At 52.1% G+C, this 19,242-nt stretch carries 15 protein-coding genes; 7 read left to right on the top strand and 8 right to left on the bottom strand.

Annotated elements, in window-relative coordinates; genetic code table 11:
• The first annotated feature begins 142 nt into the window (after positions 1–142).
• The gene (gene kdpD / locus UC15_RS06500) at positions 143–2,839 is read left to right on the top strand and encodes a two-component system sensor histidine kinase KdpD (RefSeq protein WP_112287659.1); all 2,697 of its coding nucleotides are present in this window, start codon (positions 143–145) and stop codon (positions 2,837–2,839) included.
• A complete protein-coding gene (gene kdpE / locus UC15_RS06495) occupies positions 2,836–3,525 on the top strand; it encodes a two-component system response regulator KdpE (RefSeq protein WP_112287658.1) in 690 nt (229 codons plus the stop codon). The genes kdpD and kdpE overlap by 4 nt, the downstream gene beginning before the upstream one ends.
• Here kdpE and UC15_RS06490 read toward each other — a convergent pair.
• From UC15_RS06490 to seqA, 3 genes are all read right to left on the bottom strand, one after another.
• Positions 3,515–4,231 carry a PadR family transcriptional regulator gene (locus UC15_RS06490; RefSeq protein ID WP_112287657.1) on the bottom strand — a complete coding sequence of 239 codons (717 nt, stop codon included), beginning with the start codon at positions 4,229–4,231 and terminating at the stop codon, positions 3,515–3,517. The two genes, kdpE and UC15_RS06490, sit on opposite strands and share 11 nt — an antisense overlap.
• Before the next feature lie 183 nt (positions 4,232–4,414).
• The gene (gene pgm / locus UC15_RS06485; protein WP_112287656.1) at positions 4,415–6,058 is read right to left on the bottom strand and encodes a phosphoglucomutase (alpha-D-glucose-1,6-bisphosphate-dependent); all 1,644 of its coding nucleotides are present in this window, start codon (positions 6,056–6,058) and stop codon (positions 4,415–4,417) included.
• A 25-nt stretch (positions 6,059–6,083) separates the two neighbouring features.
• Positions 6,084–6,638, bottom strand: coding sequence for a replication initiation negative regulator SeqA (seqA, locus tag UC15_RS06480; protein WP_112287655.1), 555 nt, complete (start codon positions 6,636–6,638; stop codon positions 6,084–6,086).
• A 238-nt stretch (positions 6,639–6,876) separates the two neighbouring features.
• Between seqA and ybfF the strand changes: the two genes are divergently transcribed.
• Complete coding sequence (gene ybfF, locus UC15_RS06475) at positions 6,877–7,659, top strand: esterase (protein ID WP_112287670.1); 783 nt, start codon at positions 6,877–6,879, stop codon at positions 7,657–7,659.
• 262 nt (positions 7,660–7,921) lie between these two features.
• The gene (ybfE, locus tag UC15_RS06470; protein ID WP_112287669.1) at positions 7,922–8,203 is read left to right on the top strand and encodes a LexA regulated protein; all 282 of its coding nucleotides are present in this window, start codon (positions 7,922–7,924) and stop codon (positions 8,201–8,203) included.
• Positions 8,204–8,278: 75 nt separating this feature from the next.
• On the opposite strand, the gene UC15_RS06465 is transcribed toward ybfE, so the two are convergent.
• Positions 8,279–9,961: a methyl-accepting chemotaxis protein gene (locus UC15_RS06465; protein WP_112287654.1), complete on the bottom strand. Its 1,683-nt coding sequence runs from the start codon at positions 9,959–9,961 to the stop codon at positions 8,279–8,281.
• A gap of 408 nt (positions 9,962–10,369) precedes the next feature.
• Between UC15_RS06465 and fldA the strand changes: the two genes are divergently transcribed.
• Positions 10,370–10,897, top strand: coding sequence for a flavodoxin FldA (gene fldA / locus UC15_RS06460; RefSeq protein WP_112287653.1), 528 nt, complete (start codon positions 10,370–10,372; stop codon positions 10,895–10,897).
• A gap of 313 nt (positions 10,898–11,210) precedes the next feature.
• On the top strand, positions 11,211–11,666 hold the full coding sequence (fur, locus tag UC15_RS06455; protein ID WP_015698140.1) for a ferric iron uptake transcriptional regulator: 456 nt from the start codon (positions 11,211–11,213) through the stop codon (positions 11,664–11,666).
• A gap of 183 nt (positions 11,667–11,849) precedes the next feature.
• Here the strand turns inward: fur and chiQ are convergent, their stop codons facing one another.
• The 4 genes from chiQ to nagE form a co-directional block, all read right to left on the bottom strand.
• Positions 11,850–12,191 carry a ChiQ/YbfN family lipoprotein gene (chiQ, locus tag UC15_RS06450; RefSeq protein WP_198659672.1) on the bottom strand — a complete coding sequence of 114 codons (342 nt, stop codon included), beginning with the start codon at positions 12,189–12,191 and terminating at the stop codon, positions 11,850–11,852.
• Between the two features lie 13 nt (positions 12,192–12,204).
• A complete protein-coding gene (locus UC15_RS06445) occupies positions 12,205–13,626 on the bottom strand; it encodes an OprD family outer membrane porin (protein ID WP_112287651.1) in 1,422 nt (473 codons plus the stop codon).
• A 448-nt stretch (positions 13,627–14,074) separates the two neighbouring features.
• Positions 14,075–15,745, bottom strand: coding sequence for a glutamine--tRNA ligase (gene glnS, locus UC15_RS06440; protein WP_112287650.1), 1,671 nt, complete (start codon positions 15,743–15,745; stop codon positions 14,075–14,077).
• 193 nt (positions 15,746–15,938) lie between these two features.
• On the bottom strand, positions 15,939–17,885 hold the full coding sequence (nagE, locus tag UC15_RS06435) for a PTS N-acetyl glucosamine transporter subunit IIABC (RefSeq protein ID WP_112287649.1): 1,947 nt from the start codon (positions 17,883–17,885) through the stop codon (positions 15,939–15,941).
• Positions 17,886–18,386: 501 nt separating this feature from the next.
• Between nagE and nagB the strand changes: the two genes are divergently transcribed.
• Positions 18,387–19,187, top strand: a complete 801-nt coding sequence (gene nagB, locus UC15_RS06430) for a glucosamine-6-phosphate deaminase (RefSeq protein WP_112287648.1) — start codon at positions 18,387–18,389, stop codon at positions 19,185–19,187.
• The last annotated feature ends 55 nt before the right edge of the window (positions 19,188–19,242 follow it).

Raw genomic sequence — 19,242 nt, 5'->3', positions numbered from 1 at the left:
CCAATTAACCAATTAACCAACCAAAATAATTCGGGTTGCAGGAAGGCGACAAGTGAAGGAGTCCCGATGAGCTTACATAAGTAAGTGATTCGGGTGACTGAGTGAAGCCAACGCACCTGCAGCTCGAAGTATGAAGGGTGATATGACAGAAGAAAGACCCGATCCTGACAGCCTGCTGGCGCTCGCCAATGAGAAGCCACGCGGGCAACTGAAAGTCTTTTTCGGCGCCTGTGCGGGCGTCGGGAAAACTTTTGCCATGTTGCAGGAAGCACAGCGCCTGCGTGCCACCGGTCTCGACGTGCTGGTTGGCGTGGTGGAAACCCACGGAAGGGAGGAAACGCAGGCGCTGCTGCCGGGGCTTTCTCTGTTACCACCGAAACGCATAAACCACCGCGGTCGTCAGGTGCAGGAATTTGACCTCGATTCCGCGCTGGCCCGCCGCCCTGCCCTGATCCTGATGGACGAACTGGCGCACAGCAATGCCGCCGGTTCGCGCCATCCGAAGCGCTGGCAGGATGTCGAAGAGTTACTCGATGCCGGAATCGACGTGTTTACCACCGTCAACGTGCAGCATCTTGAAAGCCTGAACGATGTGGTCAGCGGCGTCACCGGTATTATTATTCGCGAAACCGTTCCCGACCGTCTGTTTGATGACGCCAGCGAAGTGGTGCTGGTGGATTTGCCGCCAGACTCCCTGCGCCAGCGCCTGAAAGAAGGCAAAGTTTATATTCCCGGTCAGGCCGAACGCGCCATCGAACACTTCTTCCGTAAAGGCAATCTCATTGCCCTGCGCGAGCTTTCCCTGCGCCGCACCGCCGATCGCGTTGACGATCAGATGCGCGAATATCGCGACGATCAGGGCGTTAATCGTGTCTGGCATACCCGCGACGCACTATTGCTGTGCATTGGTCACGGCGGCGGTAATGAAAAACTGGTGCGTGTTGCGTCGCGCATGGCCGCACGTCTCGGCTGCGTCTGGCACGCGGTGTATGTAGAAACGCCACGTCTGCATCGTCTGCCGGAAGGCCAGCGACGCGCCATTTTGCACTCCCTGAAACTGGCGCAGGAACTGGGCGCGGAAACCGCCACCCTCTCCGATCCGCAGGAAGAACAGGCGATTTTGCGCTACGCCCGCGAGCATCGTCTGGGCAAAATAGTGACCGGCCGCCGCCGCGAAAAACGCTGGAAGTTCAGCGCCAGTTTTGCCGATAAACTGGCAAATATCGCGCCGGATCTCGATCTCATCGTGGTCGGACTGGAAGATTCTCCGCCCAATACGGCACGCAAAGAACAGGACTCACGCACATTCGCTGACCGCTTCAGCCGCCAGCTCTGGGGCTGCTCGCTGGCAGTGGCGCTGTGTGCGGTGATCACCGTGATGTCGCAATGGCTGGTGCCGACCTTCGATCAGGCCAACCTGGTGATGGTGTATCTGCTCGGCGTGGTGATTGTCGCGCTGTTTTATGGCCGCTGGCCGTCGGTGCTGGCGGCAGTAATCAATGTCGTCAGCTTCGATCTGTTTTTCGTCCAGCCGCGCGGCTCGCTGGCGGTCACTGATGCACAGTATCTGGTGACGTTCGGCGTCATGCTGATTGTCGGTATTCTGATCGGGAATCTGACCGCCGGTGTGCGTTATCAGGCGCGCATCGCCCGTCACCGTGAAAAACGCGCGCAGCATCTGTATGAAATGTCCAAAGGGCTGAGCCAGTCGCTGACGCCGGAAGCCATTGCGCAAACCAGCCGCCACTTTATTTCGTCCAGCCTGAATGCCAAAACCGCCATTTTGCTGCCGCAGGAGAATGGCGAACTGGCACAACCTGCCGGTGAAACCACGTCGATTGTGGTGGATGACGCCATCGCCCGCTGGAGTTTCGATAAAAAAATGCCTGCCGGTGCGGGCACCGATACCCTGCCCGGCGTGCCGTATCAGCTTTTGCCGCTGATTGCTTCCGGTGAATCGCGCGGTCTGCTGGCGGTCGAACCGCCGAATATCCGTCAGCTACTGGTGCCGGAACAGCAACGTCTGCTACAAACTTTCACCGTGCTGATTGCTAATGCCCTGGAACGTCTGCATCTGGCCGCCAGCGCGGAAACAGCAAGACTGGAAACTGAACGCGAGCAACTGCGCAACTCACTGCTTTCAGCGCTTTCCCATGACCTGCGCACACCGCTGACGGTGCTTTTCGGGCAGGCGGAAATCCTGACGCTGGATCTGGCGTCGGAAGGTTCGAAGCACGCCCCGCAGGCCAGCCAGATCCGCCAGCAGGTACTGAGCACCACACGGCTGGTGAATAATCTGCTGGATATGGCGCGCATTCAGTCCGGCGGATTTAATCTGCGCAAAGAGTGGCAGTCAGTGGAAGAAATCACCGGCAGCGCGCTGCGGATGCTTGAGCCGGTGCTGGCTCACGACCACATCGAGATAGATTTGCCGAAGGAAATGGTGCTGGTGAACTGCGACGCCAGCCTGATTGAACGGGTGCTGATCAATCTGCTGGAAAATGCCCATAAATATGCCGGAATTGGCGCGACGATTGGCATAAAAGCCACACCGCTGGATGAGTGGCTGGAGATCGAAGTCTGGGATAACGGTCCGGGAATTCCGGCCGGTGCCGAACACGCTATTTTCGAAAAATTCGCCAGGGGAAATAAAGAGTCAGCTATTCCCGGCGTGGGGTTGGGATTAGCGATTTGCCGTGCCATTATTGAGGTGCACGACGGACGTATTTGGGCGGAGAATGGCCCTGACGGCGGCGCGCGTTTCCGTTTCAGGCTGCCGCTGGAAGCCCTGCCTGAGATGGAAGCGGATATGGACACTGACATCGACGAGGCAACGTGAGCGCATCCCCGGTAAATATTTTAATTGTTGAAGACGAAAAAGAGATCCGCCGCTTTGTGCGCACGGCGCTCGAGGCGGAAGGCTTGCGGGTATTTGAAAGTGAGACGCTGCAACGCGGGCTGATTGAGGCCGGCACGCGTAAACCGGATCTGATTATTCTCGATCTCGGTTTACCGGACGGTGACGGGCTGACGTATATCCGCGATTTGCGCCACTGGAGCGCGATCCCGGTGATTGTGCTGTCGGCTCGCACGAGTGAAGAAGACAAAATTGCCGCGCTGGATGCCGGTGCCGATGATTTTCTGACCAAGCCGTTTGGCGTTGGTGAGCTGCTGGCGCGGGTTCGCGTGGCGCTGCGCCGTCATGCGGGCAGTTCACAGGAAAGTCCGCTGGTCACGTTTGCGGATGTGACGGTAGATTTGATCAACCGCCGCGTGCAGCGAAACGGGGAAGATTGTCATCTGACGCCGATTGAGTTTCGCCTGCTGGCCGAACTGCTGGCAAACAGCGGCAAAGTGATTACTCAGCGTCAGTTACTGAGCCACGTGTGGGGCCCGAATTACGTCGAACACAGCCATTATCTGCGCATCTACATGGGGCATTTGCGCCAGAAACTGGAGGCCGACGCCACCCGGCCGCGTCATTTACTGACTGAAACCGGCGTGGGCTATCGTTTTATGCCTTAGGTTCGTCAGTTTCCGGTTTGGCTTCGCCAAATTCAGCTTCCAGACTTTCCGCAGCCTGCTGCAAAATGGCACTCACCCGCACCACCTGCTCCGGCGTTAAATCCGAACGCATCATGTTGCCGCGCAGCGCGTGACGCAGGCGGTGCATCGATTCATGAATACCTTCTGCCAGATTGTTTTCACGCGGACGCTGAGCGCCAGCCAGACGGGCAAAAATCACATCCACCGCCGCCTGATGCTGCGCCAGTTCGACTTTTCCGGCTTCAGTTATCTGATAGCTTTTACGACCATTACCGGTGGCGACAGGCTCGAGGAAATCCTGCTCTTCCAGCAGCGTCAGCGTCGGGTAAATGACGCCTGGGCTTGGCACATACAGACCGGAAGACGCTTCTTCGATAGCTTTAATCAGCTCATAACCGTGGCTCGGTTTCTTCGCCACCAGCGCCAGCAGCACGCGGCGCAAATCACCGTGTTCAAACAGACGATGCACACCGCGCTCGCCACGACCACCGCGACGGCCTTCGCCACGTCCGCGACGTTCGCGCCCTTCTTCACCACGTTCTTCACCACGATGGCGGCCATCCCGGCGCAACATGTGACGCTCGCTGTGATCGCTGCGATCTGATTCATGACGGCAATGACCACGATGCCCTTCTTCCCGGCAACCGTGACCGCGGTGGCGGCCTTCAAACATTTTGCTAAACATAGTTTACGTCCTATTTAGATATATCGAATTATTTCGATATATCTAAACTAGATCGATTTTCAGAAACTGGCAAGCCGAAAAGCGCATTTAGATATATCTTTTTCGTCTCTGAACTGGCGGCAAGAAACGCGCAAAAAAAAAGCGCTGAATAATCAGCGCCTTTGATGAGAAGCAGAGAACGGCTTATTTGGCGTCGGCAAGAACCTTGCTGACGATTTCTACCGCTTCTTTCTCGATTTGTTCACGGTGTTCAGCACCGAGGAAGCTTTCACAATAAATTTTGTAGGCTTCTTCTGTACCGGACGGACGTGCCGCGAACCAGCCGTTTTTGGTCATCACTTTCAGGCCGCCGATTGACGCGCCGTTACCCGGAGCGTTGGTCAGACGGGCAGTGATCGGGTCACCGGCCAGCGTGTCGGCTTTCACCTGTTCAGGAGAAAGTTTAGACAGCGCGGCTTTCTGCGCGTGAGTTGCAGGTGCCTGAATACGGTTGTAGCTTGGCGCGCCAAAGCGGGCAGCCAGCTCGTTGTAATGTTCCTGCGGGTTCTTGCCGGTGACGGCAGTGATTTCCGCGGCCAGCAGGCACATGATGATACCGTCTTTGTCGGTAGACCACGGGGTGCCATTGAAACGCAGGAAAGAAGCCCCTGCACTTTCTTCGCCACCAAAACCGAAGCTGCCGTCAAACAGACCATCAACGAACCATTTAAAGCCTACCGGTACTTCTACCAGTTTACGGCCTAAATCTTCCACTACGCGGTCGATCATCGCGCTGGAAACCAGCGTTTTACCGACGGCAACCTCTTTGCCCCACTGCGGACGGTGCTGGAACAGGTACTGAATCGCCACCGCCAGATAATGGTTGGGGTTCATCAGACCGGCTGGCGTCACAATGCCGTGGCGGTCGTAGTCAGGGTCATTGGCAAAGGCCAGATCGAATTTATCACGCAGCGCCAGCAGACCGGCCATGGCGGATTCAGACGAGCAGTCCATGCGGATCACACCGTCGTGGTCGAGATGCATGAAACGGAAAGTCTGATCGACTTCATCGTTCACCAGCGTCAGATCCAGTTTGTAATGCTCAGCGATGCGCTGCCAGTATTCGATACCGGAACCACCGAGAGGATCCACACCCAGTTTCAGACCTGCTTTCTGAATCGCGGCCATATCAACGATGTCGGTCAGGCCTTCGATAAACGGCTGAACCAGATCCTGCGCCACCAGATGACCACTTTTCCACGCCTGATCCAGAGACTGACGTTTCACACCCGCAAGCTTCGCAGCCAGCAGTGCGTTAGCGCGTTTCTCAATCACGGAGGTCAGGTTGGTATCTGCCGGGCCACCGTTGGTCGGGTTGTATTTGATGCCGCCATCTTCCGGTGGATTGTGCGAAGGGGTGATGACGATGCCATCGGCCAGCGCGCCGCCGTTGCGGTTGTGGGTCAGGATAGCGTGAGACACCGCAGGCGTCGGCGTGAAGCCGTTGTCTTCCTGCACGATGACATCCACGCCATTCGCCGTCAGCACTTCCAGCACAGAGATAAACGCCGGTTCAGACAACGCATGTGTGTCTTTACCCACGTAGCACGGGCCGGTGGTGCCCTGCTCTTTACGCACTTCAGCAATTGCCTGAGCAATGGCCAGGATGTGCGCTTCATTAAAGCTGTGACGCAACGAACTACCGCGATGACCGGACGTGCCAAATTTCACAGCGTGTGCTGTATTAGCCGGATCCGGTTGCAGAACGTAATACTGTGACGTTAACTGCGCCACATTAATCAAATCGCTTTGCTGAGCAGGTTGCCCTGCACGGGGGTGATTAGCCACTGGCGCTTCTCCCTTACGCTGAAATTTAGAGGGTGCCGCACACTTTGTCAGTCAGTTCCGCCGGGAACTGCATGAGTTGCATGATGTGTTCGATCATGCTGCGTTTGCGACCTGTGTTGGTATTCGTAATAACCCAATACGGCGTTCCGGGAACGTGTTTAGGCTTGGTATGAATGCCGTTTTGCAGCAGGGTTTGCTGGTCACCGGCAAAATAGGTACGCGTGCGGCCTGTTAATGACTCGGTCGCAACGGCAAATTCTTTCGGGTTCAGGCCATACAAGGTCGACAGGATCAACATAAAGCGGTTCACCGCTTTGGTCTGCTCTGCGTATTCGTCAGACAGCAACAGTTCACGGACGGCGCGGACTTTATCACGCGACGTCGGTGCTGCAGCGGCGACAGGTTTTTCCTGTGCAACGGTGCCGGCAATAATGGAAGCATTCACTGTCGCGGCAGGAGCGGTCTGTCCGGCAGTAAACTTCAACATACGGCGTAAAATATCAGACGCACTTTCACCGATAGCCTGCGTGTGGCTGGCAATGTAGCGGTAGAGTTCTTCGTCAACCTCAATAGTTTTCATCTTTATCCAGTACTGTTTTTCTACTTAATTCAAAAGGATTATACAAATTTCTACACAGTAACAAACAGGGGAATTGCGCCGCGAAGCAAAAACCAGACTACTTCCCGTTTTTGCTGCATGCAGGCTCCGGCCTGTTCTTGCTTCTGGTAGTCAAATCCCGCTCAGGCATCTGGCAGAAACTTTCTGTTTTAAAAAATCATCCGCAACTCATGATAACCTAATGGAATCGTTTATCAGTATGAACTTCGCCATGAAATTACATTATCGCATGCAAGAACCTGAAGTCGCTGGCAGCCATGCCCTGCCGGTTTTGTTAATCCACGGCTTGTTCGGAACCCTTGATAATCTGGGCGTTCTGGGCCGCGACCTGAAACAACAGCATAGAGTGTTACAGGTCGATTTGCGTAACCACGGCCAGTCCGGGCGTTCTGATGAGATGTCATACGCCGCGATGGCGCAGGATTTAGCAGAAACGCTGGATGAAGTGGGTTTCCAAAAAATCATTGTTATCGGCCACTCGATGGGCGGCAAAGCAGCGATGGCGCTTACCGCGCTGATCCCTGACCGTATCGAGAAGCTGATCGCCATTGATGTCGCGCCGGTCGATTACCGCGTGCGCCGTCACGATGAGATTTTTGCGGCGATTAACGCCGTCACCGCTGCCGGATTACGTGACCGCACGTCGGCTGCCGCCTGTATGCGCGAGTATATAAAGGAAGACGGCGTGATTCAGTTTCTGCTGAAATCTTTCCAGCAGGGAGAATGGCGCTTCAACGTTCCGGTTCTGCTCAGTGAATATGAAACCATCACCGGCTGGGAAGACGTACCGGCGTGGGATCACCCGGCGTTATTTATCCGCGGCGGATTGTCGCCGTATGTGCAGGACGCTTACCGCGAAGATATTGCCCGTCAGTTCCCGCAGGCCAAAGCCTATGTCGTCGCCGGAACCGGACACTGGGTTCACGCGGAAAAACCTGAGGCCGTGCTGCGCGCTGTTCACCGTTTCATCGATGTGGACTAAGGTTTAACATCCTGGGGATAAATTGTGCAAAAAGCCTGCACAACTTAGAAAGTTATCATGAAATCAGGGCAATCAGGCGTTGTGAACCCCAGGCGCGCCAGTGTATGATTGCGCGCTATAATTTTGCCGCCCCGTTTCACTCAGGCTGAGTCGCGGGGGGTAAATTGGGTCAGGGTTTCTTAGCCCGAAATGTGTGAAACGCTCGTCAGGAATCGGCTTGCCGTTTTCCGATGTAAAAACTTCCCTGGTTGTACCGCTACCTATGGCAAAAGAACAACTGGATCGCACGACGATTGATCTGTTCGCAGATGACCGCCGTCCGGGGCGTCCAAAAACAAATCCGCTATCCCGTGATGAACAGCTCAGGATCAACAAGCGCAATCAGTTACGCCGCGATAAAGCGAGCGGTCTGCGTCGCGTGGAGCTGAAAATGAATGCCGATGCTGTTGATACGCTCAATAAGCTGGCTGAAAAACGTAACATCAGTCGTAGCGAACTGATTGAAGAGATGCTGCTGGCGCATCTTAACGGTCATGAAGGCTGATTAAAAACGGGTAACCTTTCCAGGCTACCCGTTTGTTTTTTCTTACTTATTCAACGCTAACTCTCTTCGCCCTTCTCAAAACGTTTCCCAGTTCTCAGCACTTTTCGCACTATTCGCCGAAAGCAACCCGCCCATCCCGGTATCCGGACGCAGCAACGGAGCGGAAACCGCTTTCGCTGGACGTCCCTTCACGTTGGTTACGCTATCTTTGAGTTTAAACGTGGCCACGGCGTTGTTGAGTAATGCAGCCTGTTCTTCCAGAGAAATCGCAGCCTGCGATGCCTCTTCAACCAGCGAGGCGTTCTGCTGCGTCACACTGTCCATCTGAGTGATCGCCACCGCCACCTGACCGATGCCTTTGCTTTGCTCATCAGATGCCGAAGCGATTTCCGCCATGATATCGGTGACATGCGTAATTGAGCGCACCACTTCATTCATCGTCAGACCGGCGTTTTCAACCAGTTTTGAACCGCTGTCGACGCGGGAAACCGATTCACTGATCAGGGATTCGATTTCTTTCGCCGCCTGGGCGCTGCGCTGTGCCAGATTGCGCACTTCGCTGGCGACCACCGCAAATCCACGCCCCTGTTCGCCCGCACGTGCGGCTTCAACCGCGGCGTTCAGCGCCAGAATGTTGGTCTGGAAAGCAATGCTGTTGATGACCGACGTAATTTCAGCAATTTTCTTTGAGCTGCCGGAAATGTCTTTCATGGTACTCACCACGTCCGCCACAATATTGCCTCCCTTCTGCGCCGTGCCGGAGGCTTCAATCACCAGCTGGCTGGCGTGATGTGCGTTATCGGCATTGTGTTTCACCGTCGCTGTCAGTTCTTCCATGCTGGCTGCGGTTTCTTCCAGAGCAGAAGCCTGTTCTTCGGTACGCGAAGACAAGTCATTATTGCCCGCTGAAATTTCCGATGCTCCCTGATAGATATGGTTAGTACAGTCACGGATCGTCTGCACCGTATTCACCAGACTCGCCTGCATCACATTCAGCAGCGGGATCAGTTTACCGGCGCAGTTTTTACCGAACTCTTCCATATACTGCGTCAGATCACCGCTGGCGATCACCGCGAACTGATCGCGGATTTTATCCAGCGGTTTCACCAGCGCCATCACCAGATAACGATCGGTCAGCAGCAACAGGATCAAACCAATACCAAATGCGCTCAGCTGGATCACTTTGCTCATGTAGGTCAGATGATTGGATTCATTTTGTGCGGCCTGAAAATCAACTGCAATCTGGCTGCTGACTTTTTCCATTGATGAACCAAAAGTGCGGCTCAGCGCCGGAACCGTGGTGTTGGCTAACTGGTTATAGGTGTCGATATTCTTACTGCTGGCAGCATTGAATAACGGCGTAACGCCCTGTGTCAGCAGGTTTTCCCAGCTGGTCTGCAGTTCCTGAATGGATGATTCTTCCAGGCCCGGATGGGGTACTGATTTAAAATCAGCCAGCGCCTGAGTCAGTTCATCAAGAGATTGTTTGGCGCTGTCAAAAATTTCAGGGCCTTTTGACGGGTCAGTCTGAAGCTGTGCAACCGCACGACTCAGACGCGTCACGGTACGGAAATACTGATCGTTGCCTTTGCTGATCAGCGTCATGTTGTTGACCAGTTCGGTACTGTTCCTGGTATTTTGCGTTAATGTGCCAAGTGATGTGACGGTATAAAGGGAAACACCGGCCCACATCACGCAGAAGATGCCAAGAATGGTTAATAAAGCGGCCCTGATGGTAATATTTTTTAAAAACTGCACGATATGCCTCTCTCGAAACAGGACTGTTTCTGGTCTGAGGATTGACGGGGATGCGGAGAATCAAAACAGGTAACCAGCAGGCCTACGCCCCCGGACATGTTTGAACACCTCTCCGGGCATCGATTTCTTTATTATGTTGAGATTGCTCTCGCATCATCTATCGGCGGGACATGCATAAACTTAAGGAAGGAGCCGGTTTATTTCTTCACTTTGCTTATGACCTCAGGAACCCTGTGGTTGATAAGCACACGATGGCGATAACACTTTAAAATATTGCCCGATAAACTTATTCCCCAGTTAAGAAGGCGAGCAGAAGCATATTCTCCGCCTCGCGAGTTTGGTATCATCTTCGCTATTATTGCCTGCAATGCAGGGCACTTCATTTAGAACAAGAGGTTAGATAATCTTATGGCCGTTGTAGGTATCTTCTTTGGATCCGATACAGGTAACACCGAAAACATCGCTAAAATGATCCAGAAACAATTGGGTAAAGATGTGGCTGAGGTGCATGACATTGCGAAGAGCAGCAAAGAGGATCTGGAAAAATTCGATATTTTGCTGATCGGAATTCCAACCTGGTATTACGGTGAAGCGCAGTGTGACTGGGATGACTTTTTCCCGTCGCTCGAAGAGATAGATTTCGAAGGTAAGCTGGTTGCCCTGTTTGGCTGCGGCGATCAGGAAGACTATGCCGAGTATTTCTGCGATGCACTGGGTACCGTGCGCGATATCATTGAGCCACGCGGCGCAGTGATTGTCGGACACTGGCCAACTGAAGGTTACCACTTTGAAGCATCCAAAGGCCTGGCAGATGATAAGCACTTCATCGGACTGGCAATTGACGAAGACCGTCAGCCGGAACTGACCGCTGAACGTGTTGATGCGTGGGTGAAACAGATCACAGAAGAACTCAGCCTTTCAGAAATTATCGGCTAAAACCCTGTTGGCCCTGAGGATTTATTCTACAATTGAAGGGCCAAACTATTACTGAAATTAACAATTTAACCGCTACAAAATTGTAACTTTCGGTCGTATCAAGGTACACTGAGTTCATCTGTTTTTTCTATCGATCAAGTCGTTGCATTATTAATGTGACAGGCAATTTGTGATCTTTATTAACAGGCTGTCGTTTACGAGAATGGGCACACTTCCCTTAAACGAAGAACAGTAAACGAACAATTTTGTGCCGCCGATGCCACAGGCTGCATGCCTCAACTTGATTAGCACATAGTAACAGGACTGAATCCGCATGACTGACAACAACACCGCACTGAAGAAAGCCGGCTTAAAAGTCACGCTTCCGCGCCTCAAAATCCTGGAAGTGCTGCAAGCGCCGGAAGGTCATCACGTTAGTGCGGAAGATCTGTACAAGCAACTGATTGATATGGGCGAAGAAATTGGTCTGGCCACGGTTTACCGTGTTCTGAACCAGTTTGATGATGCTGGTATCGTCACCCGTCATAACTTCGAAGGCGGCAAGTCCGTATTCGAACTGACTCAGCAACATCACCACGATCACCTGATCTGCCTGGATTGCGGTCGTGTGATTGAATTCCGTGACGAATATATTGAAGGTCGTCAGCGTGAGATTGCTAAAAAACATGGCATTAAACTGACCAACCACAGTCTGTACCTGTACGGTCACTGTGAAGCAGGCGACTGCCGTGAAGACGAATCTTTGCACAATGACAAACCTGCGCATTAATTTGCACAGCTTCGATTGTCGCAAATACTCTAAATAAACTAACCGCTGGAAAGCGGTTTTTTTATGTCTGCGTTTCACCCCGAACACAGACGCCGCTTACCGACGTAAAAAACCCCGGCAAGCCGGGGTTTCGCTTTTGATAATGATGATTTTGCCAGCTAAGGCTTTTACAAAAATCTGCTATTAGTTCGCCATTGCAGGCGCGTTATTGGATGTGATTTCCTGCCAGATTTTACCGCAATCCGCCGCATATGCCTGACCATCACCGGTTTTGCGCGCCGTCAGACAGCGCTGGTAATCCAGCACGCGTACTGTTTCCTGTTCCGCAAATTTCTGGTGTTCTTTTTCCTGTTTCAGCTTGTTCAGCAACACCTGACAGGACGCCAGTTTGTCCGGATTACCTTCTGAAGAATTAATACACGCGCGGTAGTCTTCACGCGTTTGCGAAATCTGAGCCTGATCGGCCGTTGGCGCACAGCCTGCCAACAGAACAACAGATACTGCCATCATCAGTAATTTATTCATCGACATAACGACCTCAGAAAATAGTGAATGGAGCAATAACGATGAATTTCACGTCTTTTTCATCCTGGAATATGTTGCCGTAACCCCCGCCCCAGCTCGGAATATCCGAGTGGTTGTCGTACTGGGTGTAATGCAGTTTGAACAGTGTCCCCTTCGCGCGGCCTTCCTGAATGGTGTAAAGCGCATCCAGGCTCCAGGCGCTCTCTTTCAGACGCTGGCTCTGGTCATAAGCGGCGTTGGTACTCGGTTTGGCGTCCCACGCGTAAACGTAAGAACCCCCGACGGCAAAGCCCGGCAGATCCCATTTCGCCAGATCGTAAAGTACGCCGGCGTACACCGCTTTCTCGCCGTTGGCGTTGAAGTCCGAACGGTTATCCCACCACACGTCAAGACGACCGTTGGAGGAGGAATACGTCGGGGTCATACGTTGCAGGAAGTAGCCCTGATTACCTTCCGCTTTGACCATCGTACCTTCCAGCCGCCAGTTAAACTGACCGGTGGTGTAACCGAAAGTCAGCGCCTGCAACCAGGCCATCCCGTCATACAAGCTGTTCGGATCGTTCTTATTGCTGATGCGATCTTCCGCACCGTAGAACTGGTAGCTGGTGGTCAGCGGATTGCCCATCAGATCGATTTTGTAAGACGCTTTGGCAAAATACTGATCGACGTAACTTTTAGCCTGACCAAAAGCGCCTTCCAGCACGAAGTCATTTTTGAAGTCGTATTTCGCTCCAAGAGAGTGGATGTACGAAACGCCCGTTTTCTTATCGTTCTGGCGGAAATCATCCATTTCCAGATGCCACGGAGATTTATATTCGTCCGCCCACATGTAGGAGAAACTCAACTCTCCCGGATCACCGAAGTCATGCTTGTAGCCCGCTTCCGCACCGCGGTAAGTTCCCGGCATGAAGCTCCAGTGCGGCGCAATCAGTGTCTGGCCCGTTGGCTGGATGTAGCCGGCATGTCCCCAGAATCCGCCATATTTAAATTTACCGGCGGCTTTGTACAGGCTGACCCCACTTTTATCGCCGGAGTAATCTTCGTCGTAGGCACGGTTGCTGTTGGAGAAAGCGATTTCGTTGGGATGTCCGCTTTCGCTGCTTTCGGCCATTTCAATCGCCGTAAAGGCTGCGATATCAATACCAAACATGTCCCAGGCATAGCCGGAAGAAAAATCGAGATTCAGGTTTGCGGTAGAATGCGAAAGGTTGGTTGTGTAGTCTTTGTAGTTGTCGCTCGCCGGATCCATATCCTTGCGGTCACGCTCACGCTGCCAGTAATACACACCGCCGGTCAGCGTCGAATCATCAATAAAACCTGCCGCTTTGGCATCTTCAGAAAACATCATTCCGCCACCCAATAAGGTGCCGGCAAGAGAATATAGTGCAGGTTTCAGGTAAGCCGATCCCCTGCCCCTGTTAAGGTGCTTGTGCATAGAAATTCCTCATCTTTGACTAAAAAATACCAACAAAACCCAAACGGGTATTAAAAGCGGCCGCCAAAGGCGTAACCGGTTAAATCACGTTCAAGAGTATTTTTCGCGACGCGAATTATCAATGAGTAATTACTCATTGATCGCTGAAGTATGACAAAGTGCACATAAAGATGAAAAAGTGTAACAAAAGGCTATAGGAAAGAGTTAGGCGGAGGAGTAACTAAAATAAATAACATAATCAGTAAATTGATAATTTTAAGCGTTCATTTAAACGTTTCAGCACACAAAAAACAGGGTTTAAAAGTAAACATCAAAAACACATTAATTCGCGATGAAAAACAAAATCACCATGCACCTGTCATTACTAGCAGACAGAAATAGCAGACATAAAAAAAACGCAGCCGGAGCTGCGTTTCATCAGTCGTTCAAACAAGCCATTCAGAGGCAATTACACGACGGGTTTGCTTTCCCAGGTGTCACGCAGACCAACGGTACGGTTGAACACCAGATTGTCAGCGCTTGAGTAGCGGCTGTCGGCGCAGAAGTAACCTTCACGCTCGAACTGCAGGCTGATTTCAGCCTGAGCAGCCACCAGAGAAGGCTCAACAAAACCGTGAGCAATCACCAGCGATTCCGGGTTGATCGTGGTCAGGAAGTCTTCTGCCTGGCCAGGATTCGCCACGCTGAACAGACGGTCATACAGACGGAATTCCGCCGGTTTACCTTCTGTCGCAGAAACCCAGTGGATCACACCTTTCACCTTGCGGCCATCAGCGGGATCTTTGCTCAGCGTTTCGATATCGTAAGAACAGAAGATGGTGGTGATATTGCCTTCTGCGTCTTTCTCAATGCGTTCCGCTTTGATCACATACGCATTGCGCAGACGAACTTCTTTGCCCAGCACCAGACGCTTGTACTGTTTGTTCGCTTCTTCGCGGAAATCAGCCTGATCGATGTAAATTTCGCGCGTGAACGGCACTTCGCGGGTACCCATTTCCGGCTTGCTCGGATGGTTCGGCATTTTCACCATCTGCACGTCATCACCGGTAAAGTTCTCGATGATCACTTTAACCGGATTGATAACCGCCATGGCGCGCGGTGCGTTTTCGTTCAGATCGTCACGAATACAGGATTCCAGCGCCATCATTTCGACGTTGTTATCTTGTTTCGTCACGCCGATACGACGGCAGAATTCACGGATAGACGCGGCAGTGTAGCCACGGCGACGCAGACCGGAAACGGTCGGCATACGCGGGTCATCCCAGCCTTCAACGATTTTATCCGTCACCAGCAGGTTCAGCTTACGCTTGGACATGATGGAGTATTCGAGATTCAGACGGGAGAACTCGTACTGACGCGGATGGCATGGAATGCTGATGTTATCCAGCACCCAGTCGTACAGACGACGGTTGTCCTGGAATTCCAGCGTACACAGTGAATGGGTGATCCCTTCCAGCGCATCGGAAATGCAGTGGGTGAAATCGTACATCGGGTAGATGCACCATTTGTTGCCGGTCTGATGGTGTTCTGCAAATTTGATACGGTAAATTACCGGATCACGCATCACGAAGAATGGCGAAGCCATATCGATTTTTGCACGCAGACACGCAGCGCCTTCAGCAAATTCGCCGTTACGCATTTTTTCGAACAGCGCGATGTTCTCTTCTACGCTGCGATCGCGATACGGGCTGTTTTTACCCGGCGATGTCAGGGAACCACGGTATTCGCGGATCTGATCAGGAGACAGTTCATCAACATACGCCAGACCTTTATTGATCAGTTCCAGCGCATAGGCGTGCAGCTGATCAAAATAGTCTGAAGAATAGTGAATATCACCACTCCAGTCGAAACCTAACCATTGCACGTCGTGTTTGATCGACTCAACGAATTCAATATCTTCTTTTGCCGGGTTGGTATCGTCAAAACGCAGGTTGCACTGCCCCTGATAGTCTTGCGCGATGCCAAAATTCAGGCAGATAGATTTCGCATGACCAATATGCAGATAGCCATTAGGCTCAGGCGGGAAACGGGTATGAACGGTATTGTGTTTCCCGGTCGCCAGATCTTCATCAATAATCTGACGGATAAAATTTGTTGGGCGGGCTTCTGCCTCACTCATTGTGCAATTCCTCTACGCGATATTTGACTCTACGGATAACCGCTTATGTTCCAACAAGCCACGTAAGGAAACAACCGTTAGTTGCATAAAATCGTGGTTATCTGCATGACTTCTGCTTAGAAGCAATAAAAACGCGGGAAGAGATTACTCTCTTCCCGCGACAGGGCTTTCTACTGTGAATCAATCAACAGAGTTACTTACTCTGGATCTCGAACAGTTTGGTCTGACCGGCAACCACTGAGCCGCTGGCCAGAGAAATCACACCGGTGTAATCGTCGATGTTGCTGACCACAACCGGGCTTATCATTGAGCGCGCATTGGCGTTCAGATAATCCAGATCCAGTTCCAGTACAGGCTGACCAGCGACGACCGTTGCACCTTCTTCAACCAGGCGGGTAAAGCCCTGACCGTTCAGTGCAACCGTATCAATCCCCATATGCACCACGATTTCAGCGCCGGAAGTGGTTTCCAGGCAGAACGCATGGTTGGTATTGAAGATTTTCACCACAGTACCGGCCGCAGGAGAAACGACGATTTTGTCTGTCGGACGAATAGCGACGCCATCACCGACCGCTTTGCTGGCAAATGCTTCATCAGGCACCTGATCCAGCGCAACGATGTCACCGGTTACCGGCGAAACCAGCGTCTCTACGACGGTTTTGACACTGTTCGGTACAGCCTGCGGCGCTGCTTTAACCGCAGCCACTGGCGTAACGACACCGGCAGCAATCGGGCCACGCGCCATCACTTTCTTCATGGCATCTGCCAGAGATTCTGCTTTAGCGCCGACGATAACTTGAATACTTTGTTTGTTCAGACGAACAATACCTGATGCGCCCAGACGTTTACATGCAGCGTCATCAACGGTGCCGGCATCTTTCACGTTCAGACGCAGACGGGTAATACAGGCATCAATACCTTTGAAGTTATCAGAACCACCCAGAGCACCGATGTAGCTCACAGCCAGCTGATTCAGACCTTCTTCAGTGTTGCTGTTTGCTTCAGGCTCACCGATATGATCAACGTCGTCTTCACGACCTGGCGTTTTCAGGTTGAACATACGGATGATAACGCTGAACAGAACGAAGTAGATGATGAAGAAGATCACACCCATCACCAGCAACATCCAGACGTTTTTACTTGCTGCTGGCAGGTTGTACATCAATGCATAGTCGATGGCGCCTGCAGAGAAGGAGAAGCCTGCGTGAATGCCCAGAGCGGTTGCGATGTACAGGCTGATCCCGGTCAGGATGGCGTGCACTAAGTACAGCAACGGAGCAAGGAACATGAACAGGAATTCTAATGGCTCGGTCACACCGGTCAGGAATGCAGTCACCGCGACGGACACCAGCATACCGCCTACTAACGGACGACGCTCTTTCGGTGCAGCGAAGTACATGGCACAGGCTGCGCCTGGCAGACCGAACATCATGATTGGGAAGAAGCCGGACATGAACATCCCTGCAGTGCCGTCACCCGCGTAGAAGCGGTTGATGTCACCGTGGAATATAGTACCTGCAGCGTTAGTGAAGTCACCAATCTGGAACCATGCGATAGTGTTCAGAACCTGATGCAGACCGGTTGGGATCAGCAAACGGTTAACGAAACCAAAGATACCTGCACCGAATGCGCCAGCACCTACGATCCACTCCCCGCCCGCACGGATTGCATCCTGCACCGGAGGCCAGACGTAACCGAAGATAGCGGCCAGAATCAGACAGAAGAAGCCGGTTGCGATAGGAACGAAGCGTTTCCCACCGAAGAAGCTCAGGAAGTCAGGCAGTTTGATATCAGACCAGCGGTTGTAAACCATACCGCCCACCAGACCGGTGATAATACCGGCCAGCACGCCCATGTTTACCGCAGGGTTGATGGTGATCATCGCTTTAGTCAGGATGAAGTAACCAATACCACCGGCTAATGCTGCTGCACCCGCGTTGTCTTTAGACCAGCTGGATGCCACACCAATAGCAAAAATTAATGCGAGGTTATCGAAAATCCCGCCACCGGCTTGCGCGATGAAAGGCATATTAAGAAGATCAGGCTGACCGAAACGCAGCAGTAAAGCAGCGACCGGCAGTACGGCTATCGGCAGCTGTAGCGCTCTGCCTAAACGCTGAAAGAATCCAAGAATATTCACATTTCCCCCTATCCGCCGTCAGGCGAATCACCTAAGTAGTTTAATTAGTATGGTTACTACCTTTACATTTACCGTTCCGATTTAACCAACTGCACTTATAACTAACAGCACTGCGAGTGTAAAAAGATTATTTCGTATCGCAAATTAAAACCTCTCTTTTTGTGAGAAATGTCACCAAAAAGAGGTCATAACATGCCATCAGACTGGTCAACACACAAAACTTATTTTATCATTAAAAAAATCTAGACGGCATTGTGCCAGTCATAAACCGCCGCGGTGGTTTACGCTTAACAAGACCGCCTTTGAACTGACGAACTTAGTTTTTACTTTGACTACGTATATCCGCAGTCATTGACGTTGCAGGAAGGCGGCAATCGAGTGGATCCCGATGAGCTCACACAGGTAAGTGATTCGGGTGAGCGAGAGCAGCCAACGCCCCTGCAGCGTCAAGGACAAAGGATATCAACAGTATATTCAATATTCTGAAACTAGAGGTACGTGATGAGACTTATTCCTTTAAACACCACCACTGAAGTTGGCAAATGGGCTGCACGTCATATCGTTGAACGTATTAACGCTTTCAAACCTACCGCCGACCGTCCTTTCGTTCTGGGCCTGCCTACCGGTGGTACCCCTCTCGAAGCTTACAAACATTTAATCGCCATGCATAAAGCAGGCCAGGTTAGCTTCAAGAACGTCGTCACCTTTAATATGGATGAATATGTGGGTCTGCCGCAGGAACACCCTGAGAGCTACCATACCTTCATGTATAAAAACTTCTTTGATCACGTTGATATTCCACGCGAAAATATTAACCTGCTGAATGGTAATGCACCAGACGTCGACGAAGAATGTCGCCAGTACGAAGCGAAAATTAAGTCTTACGGCAAAATTAACCTGTTCATGGGTGGCGTGGGTAACGACGGTCATATCGCGTTCAACGAACCGGCTTCATCCCTGGCTTCACGTACGCGTATCAAAACCCTGACCCATGAAACCCGTATCGCGAATTCCCGTTTCTTCGACAACGATGTGTCTCAGGTGCCAAAATTCGCCCTGACCGTTGGCGTGGGTACGCTGCTGGATGCGGAAGAAGTGATGATTCTGGTTACTGGTCACGCGAAAGCGCAGGCGCTGGAAGCCGCTGTTGAAGGTAATATCAACCACATGTGGACCATCAGTTGCCTGCAATTACACGCAAAAGCCGTTATGGTGTGTGATGAACCTTCCACCATGGAACTGAAAGTCAAAACTGTTAAATATTTCCGCGAGTTAGAAGCGGAAAATATGAAAAACCTTTAATTAACTGAGTCCCCGAAAGCATTGGAGTTGCAGCAAGGCGGCAACGGAACGAGTC

Origin of the sequence: Rahnella sp. AN3-3W3, assembly GCF_003263545.1 — a bacterium.
Taxonomy (GTDB): domain Bacteria; phylum Pseudomonadota; class Gammaproteobacteria; order Enterobacterales; family Enterobacteriaceae; genus Rahnella; species Rahnella variigena.
Note: the sequence above shows the minus strand (reverse complement) of the source record. Positions and strands in the feature narration are given on the sequence as shown.

Bases quoted from the DNA above. Each gene is read 5' to 3' on its own strand.
- fldA (WP_112287653.1), top strand. From the start codon at position 10,370: ATGGCCGTTGTAGGTATCTTCTTTGGATCCGATACAGGTAACACCGAA.
- glnS (WP_112287650.1), bottom strand. From the start codon at position 15,745: ATGAGTGAGGCAGAAGCCCGCCCAACAAATTTTATCCGTCAGATTATT.
- ybfE (WP_112287669.1), top strand. From the start codon at position 7,922: ATGGCAAAAGAACAACTGGATCGCACGACGATTGATCTGTTCGCAGAT.
- kdpD (WP_112287659.1), top strand. From the start codon at position 143: ATGACAGAAGAAAGACCCGATCCTGACAGCCTGCTGGCGCTCGCCAAT.
- seqA (WP_112287655.1), bottom strand. From the start codon at position 6,638: ATGAAAACTATTGAGGTTGACGAAGAACTCTACCGCTACATTGCCAGC.
- fur (WP_015698140.1), top strand. From the start codon at position 11,211: ATGACTGACAACAACACCGCACTGAAGAAAGCCGGCTTAAAAGTCACG.
- ybfF (WP_112287670.1), top strand. From the start codon at position 6,877: ATGAACTTCGCCATGAAATTACATTATCGCATGCAAGAACCTGAAGTC.
- UC15_RS06445 (WP_112287651.1), bottom strand. From the start codon at position 13,626: ATGCACAAGCACCTTAACAGGGGCAGGGGATCGGCTTACCTGAAACCT.
- UC15_RS06490 (WP_112287657.1), bottom strand. From the start codon at position 4,231: ATGTTTAGCAAAATGTTTGAAGGCCGCCACCGCGGTCACGGTTGCCGG.
- chiQ (WP_198659672.1), bottom strand. From the start codon at position 12,191: ATGAATAAATTACTGATGATGGCAGTATCTGTTGTTCTGTTGGCAGGC.
- nagB (WP_112287648.1), top strand. From the start codon at position 18,387: ATGAGACTTATTCCTTTAAACACCACCACTGAAGTTGGCAAATGGGCT.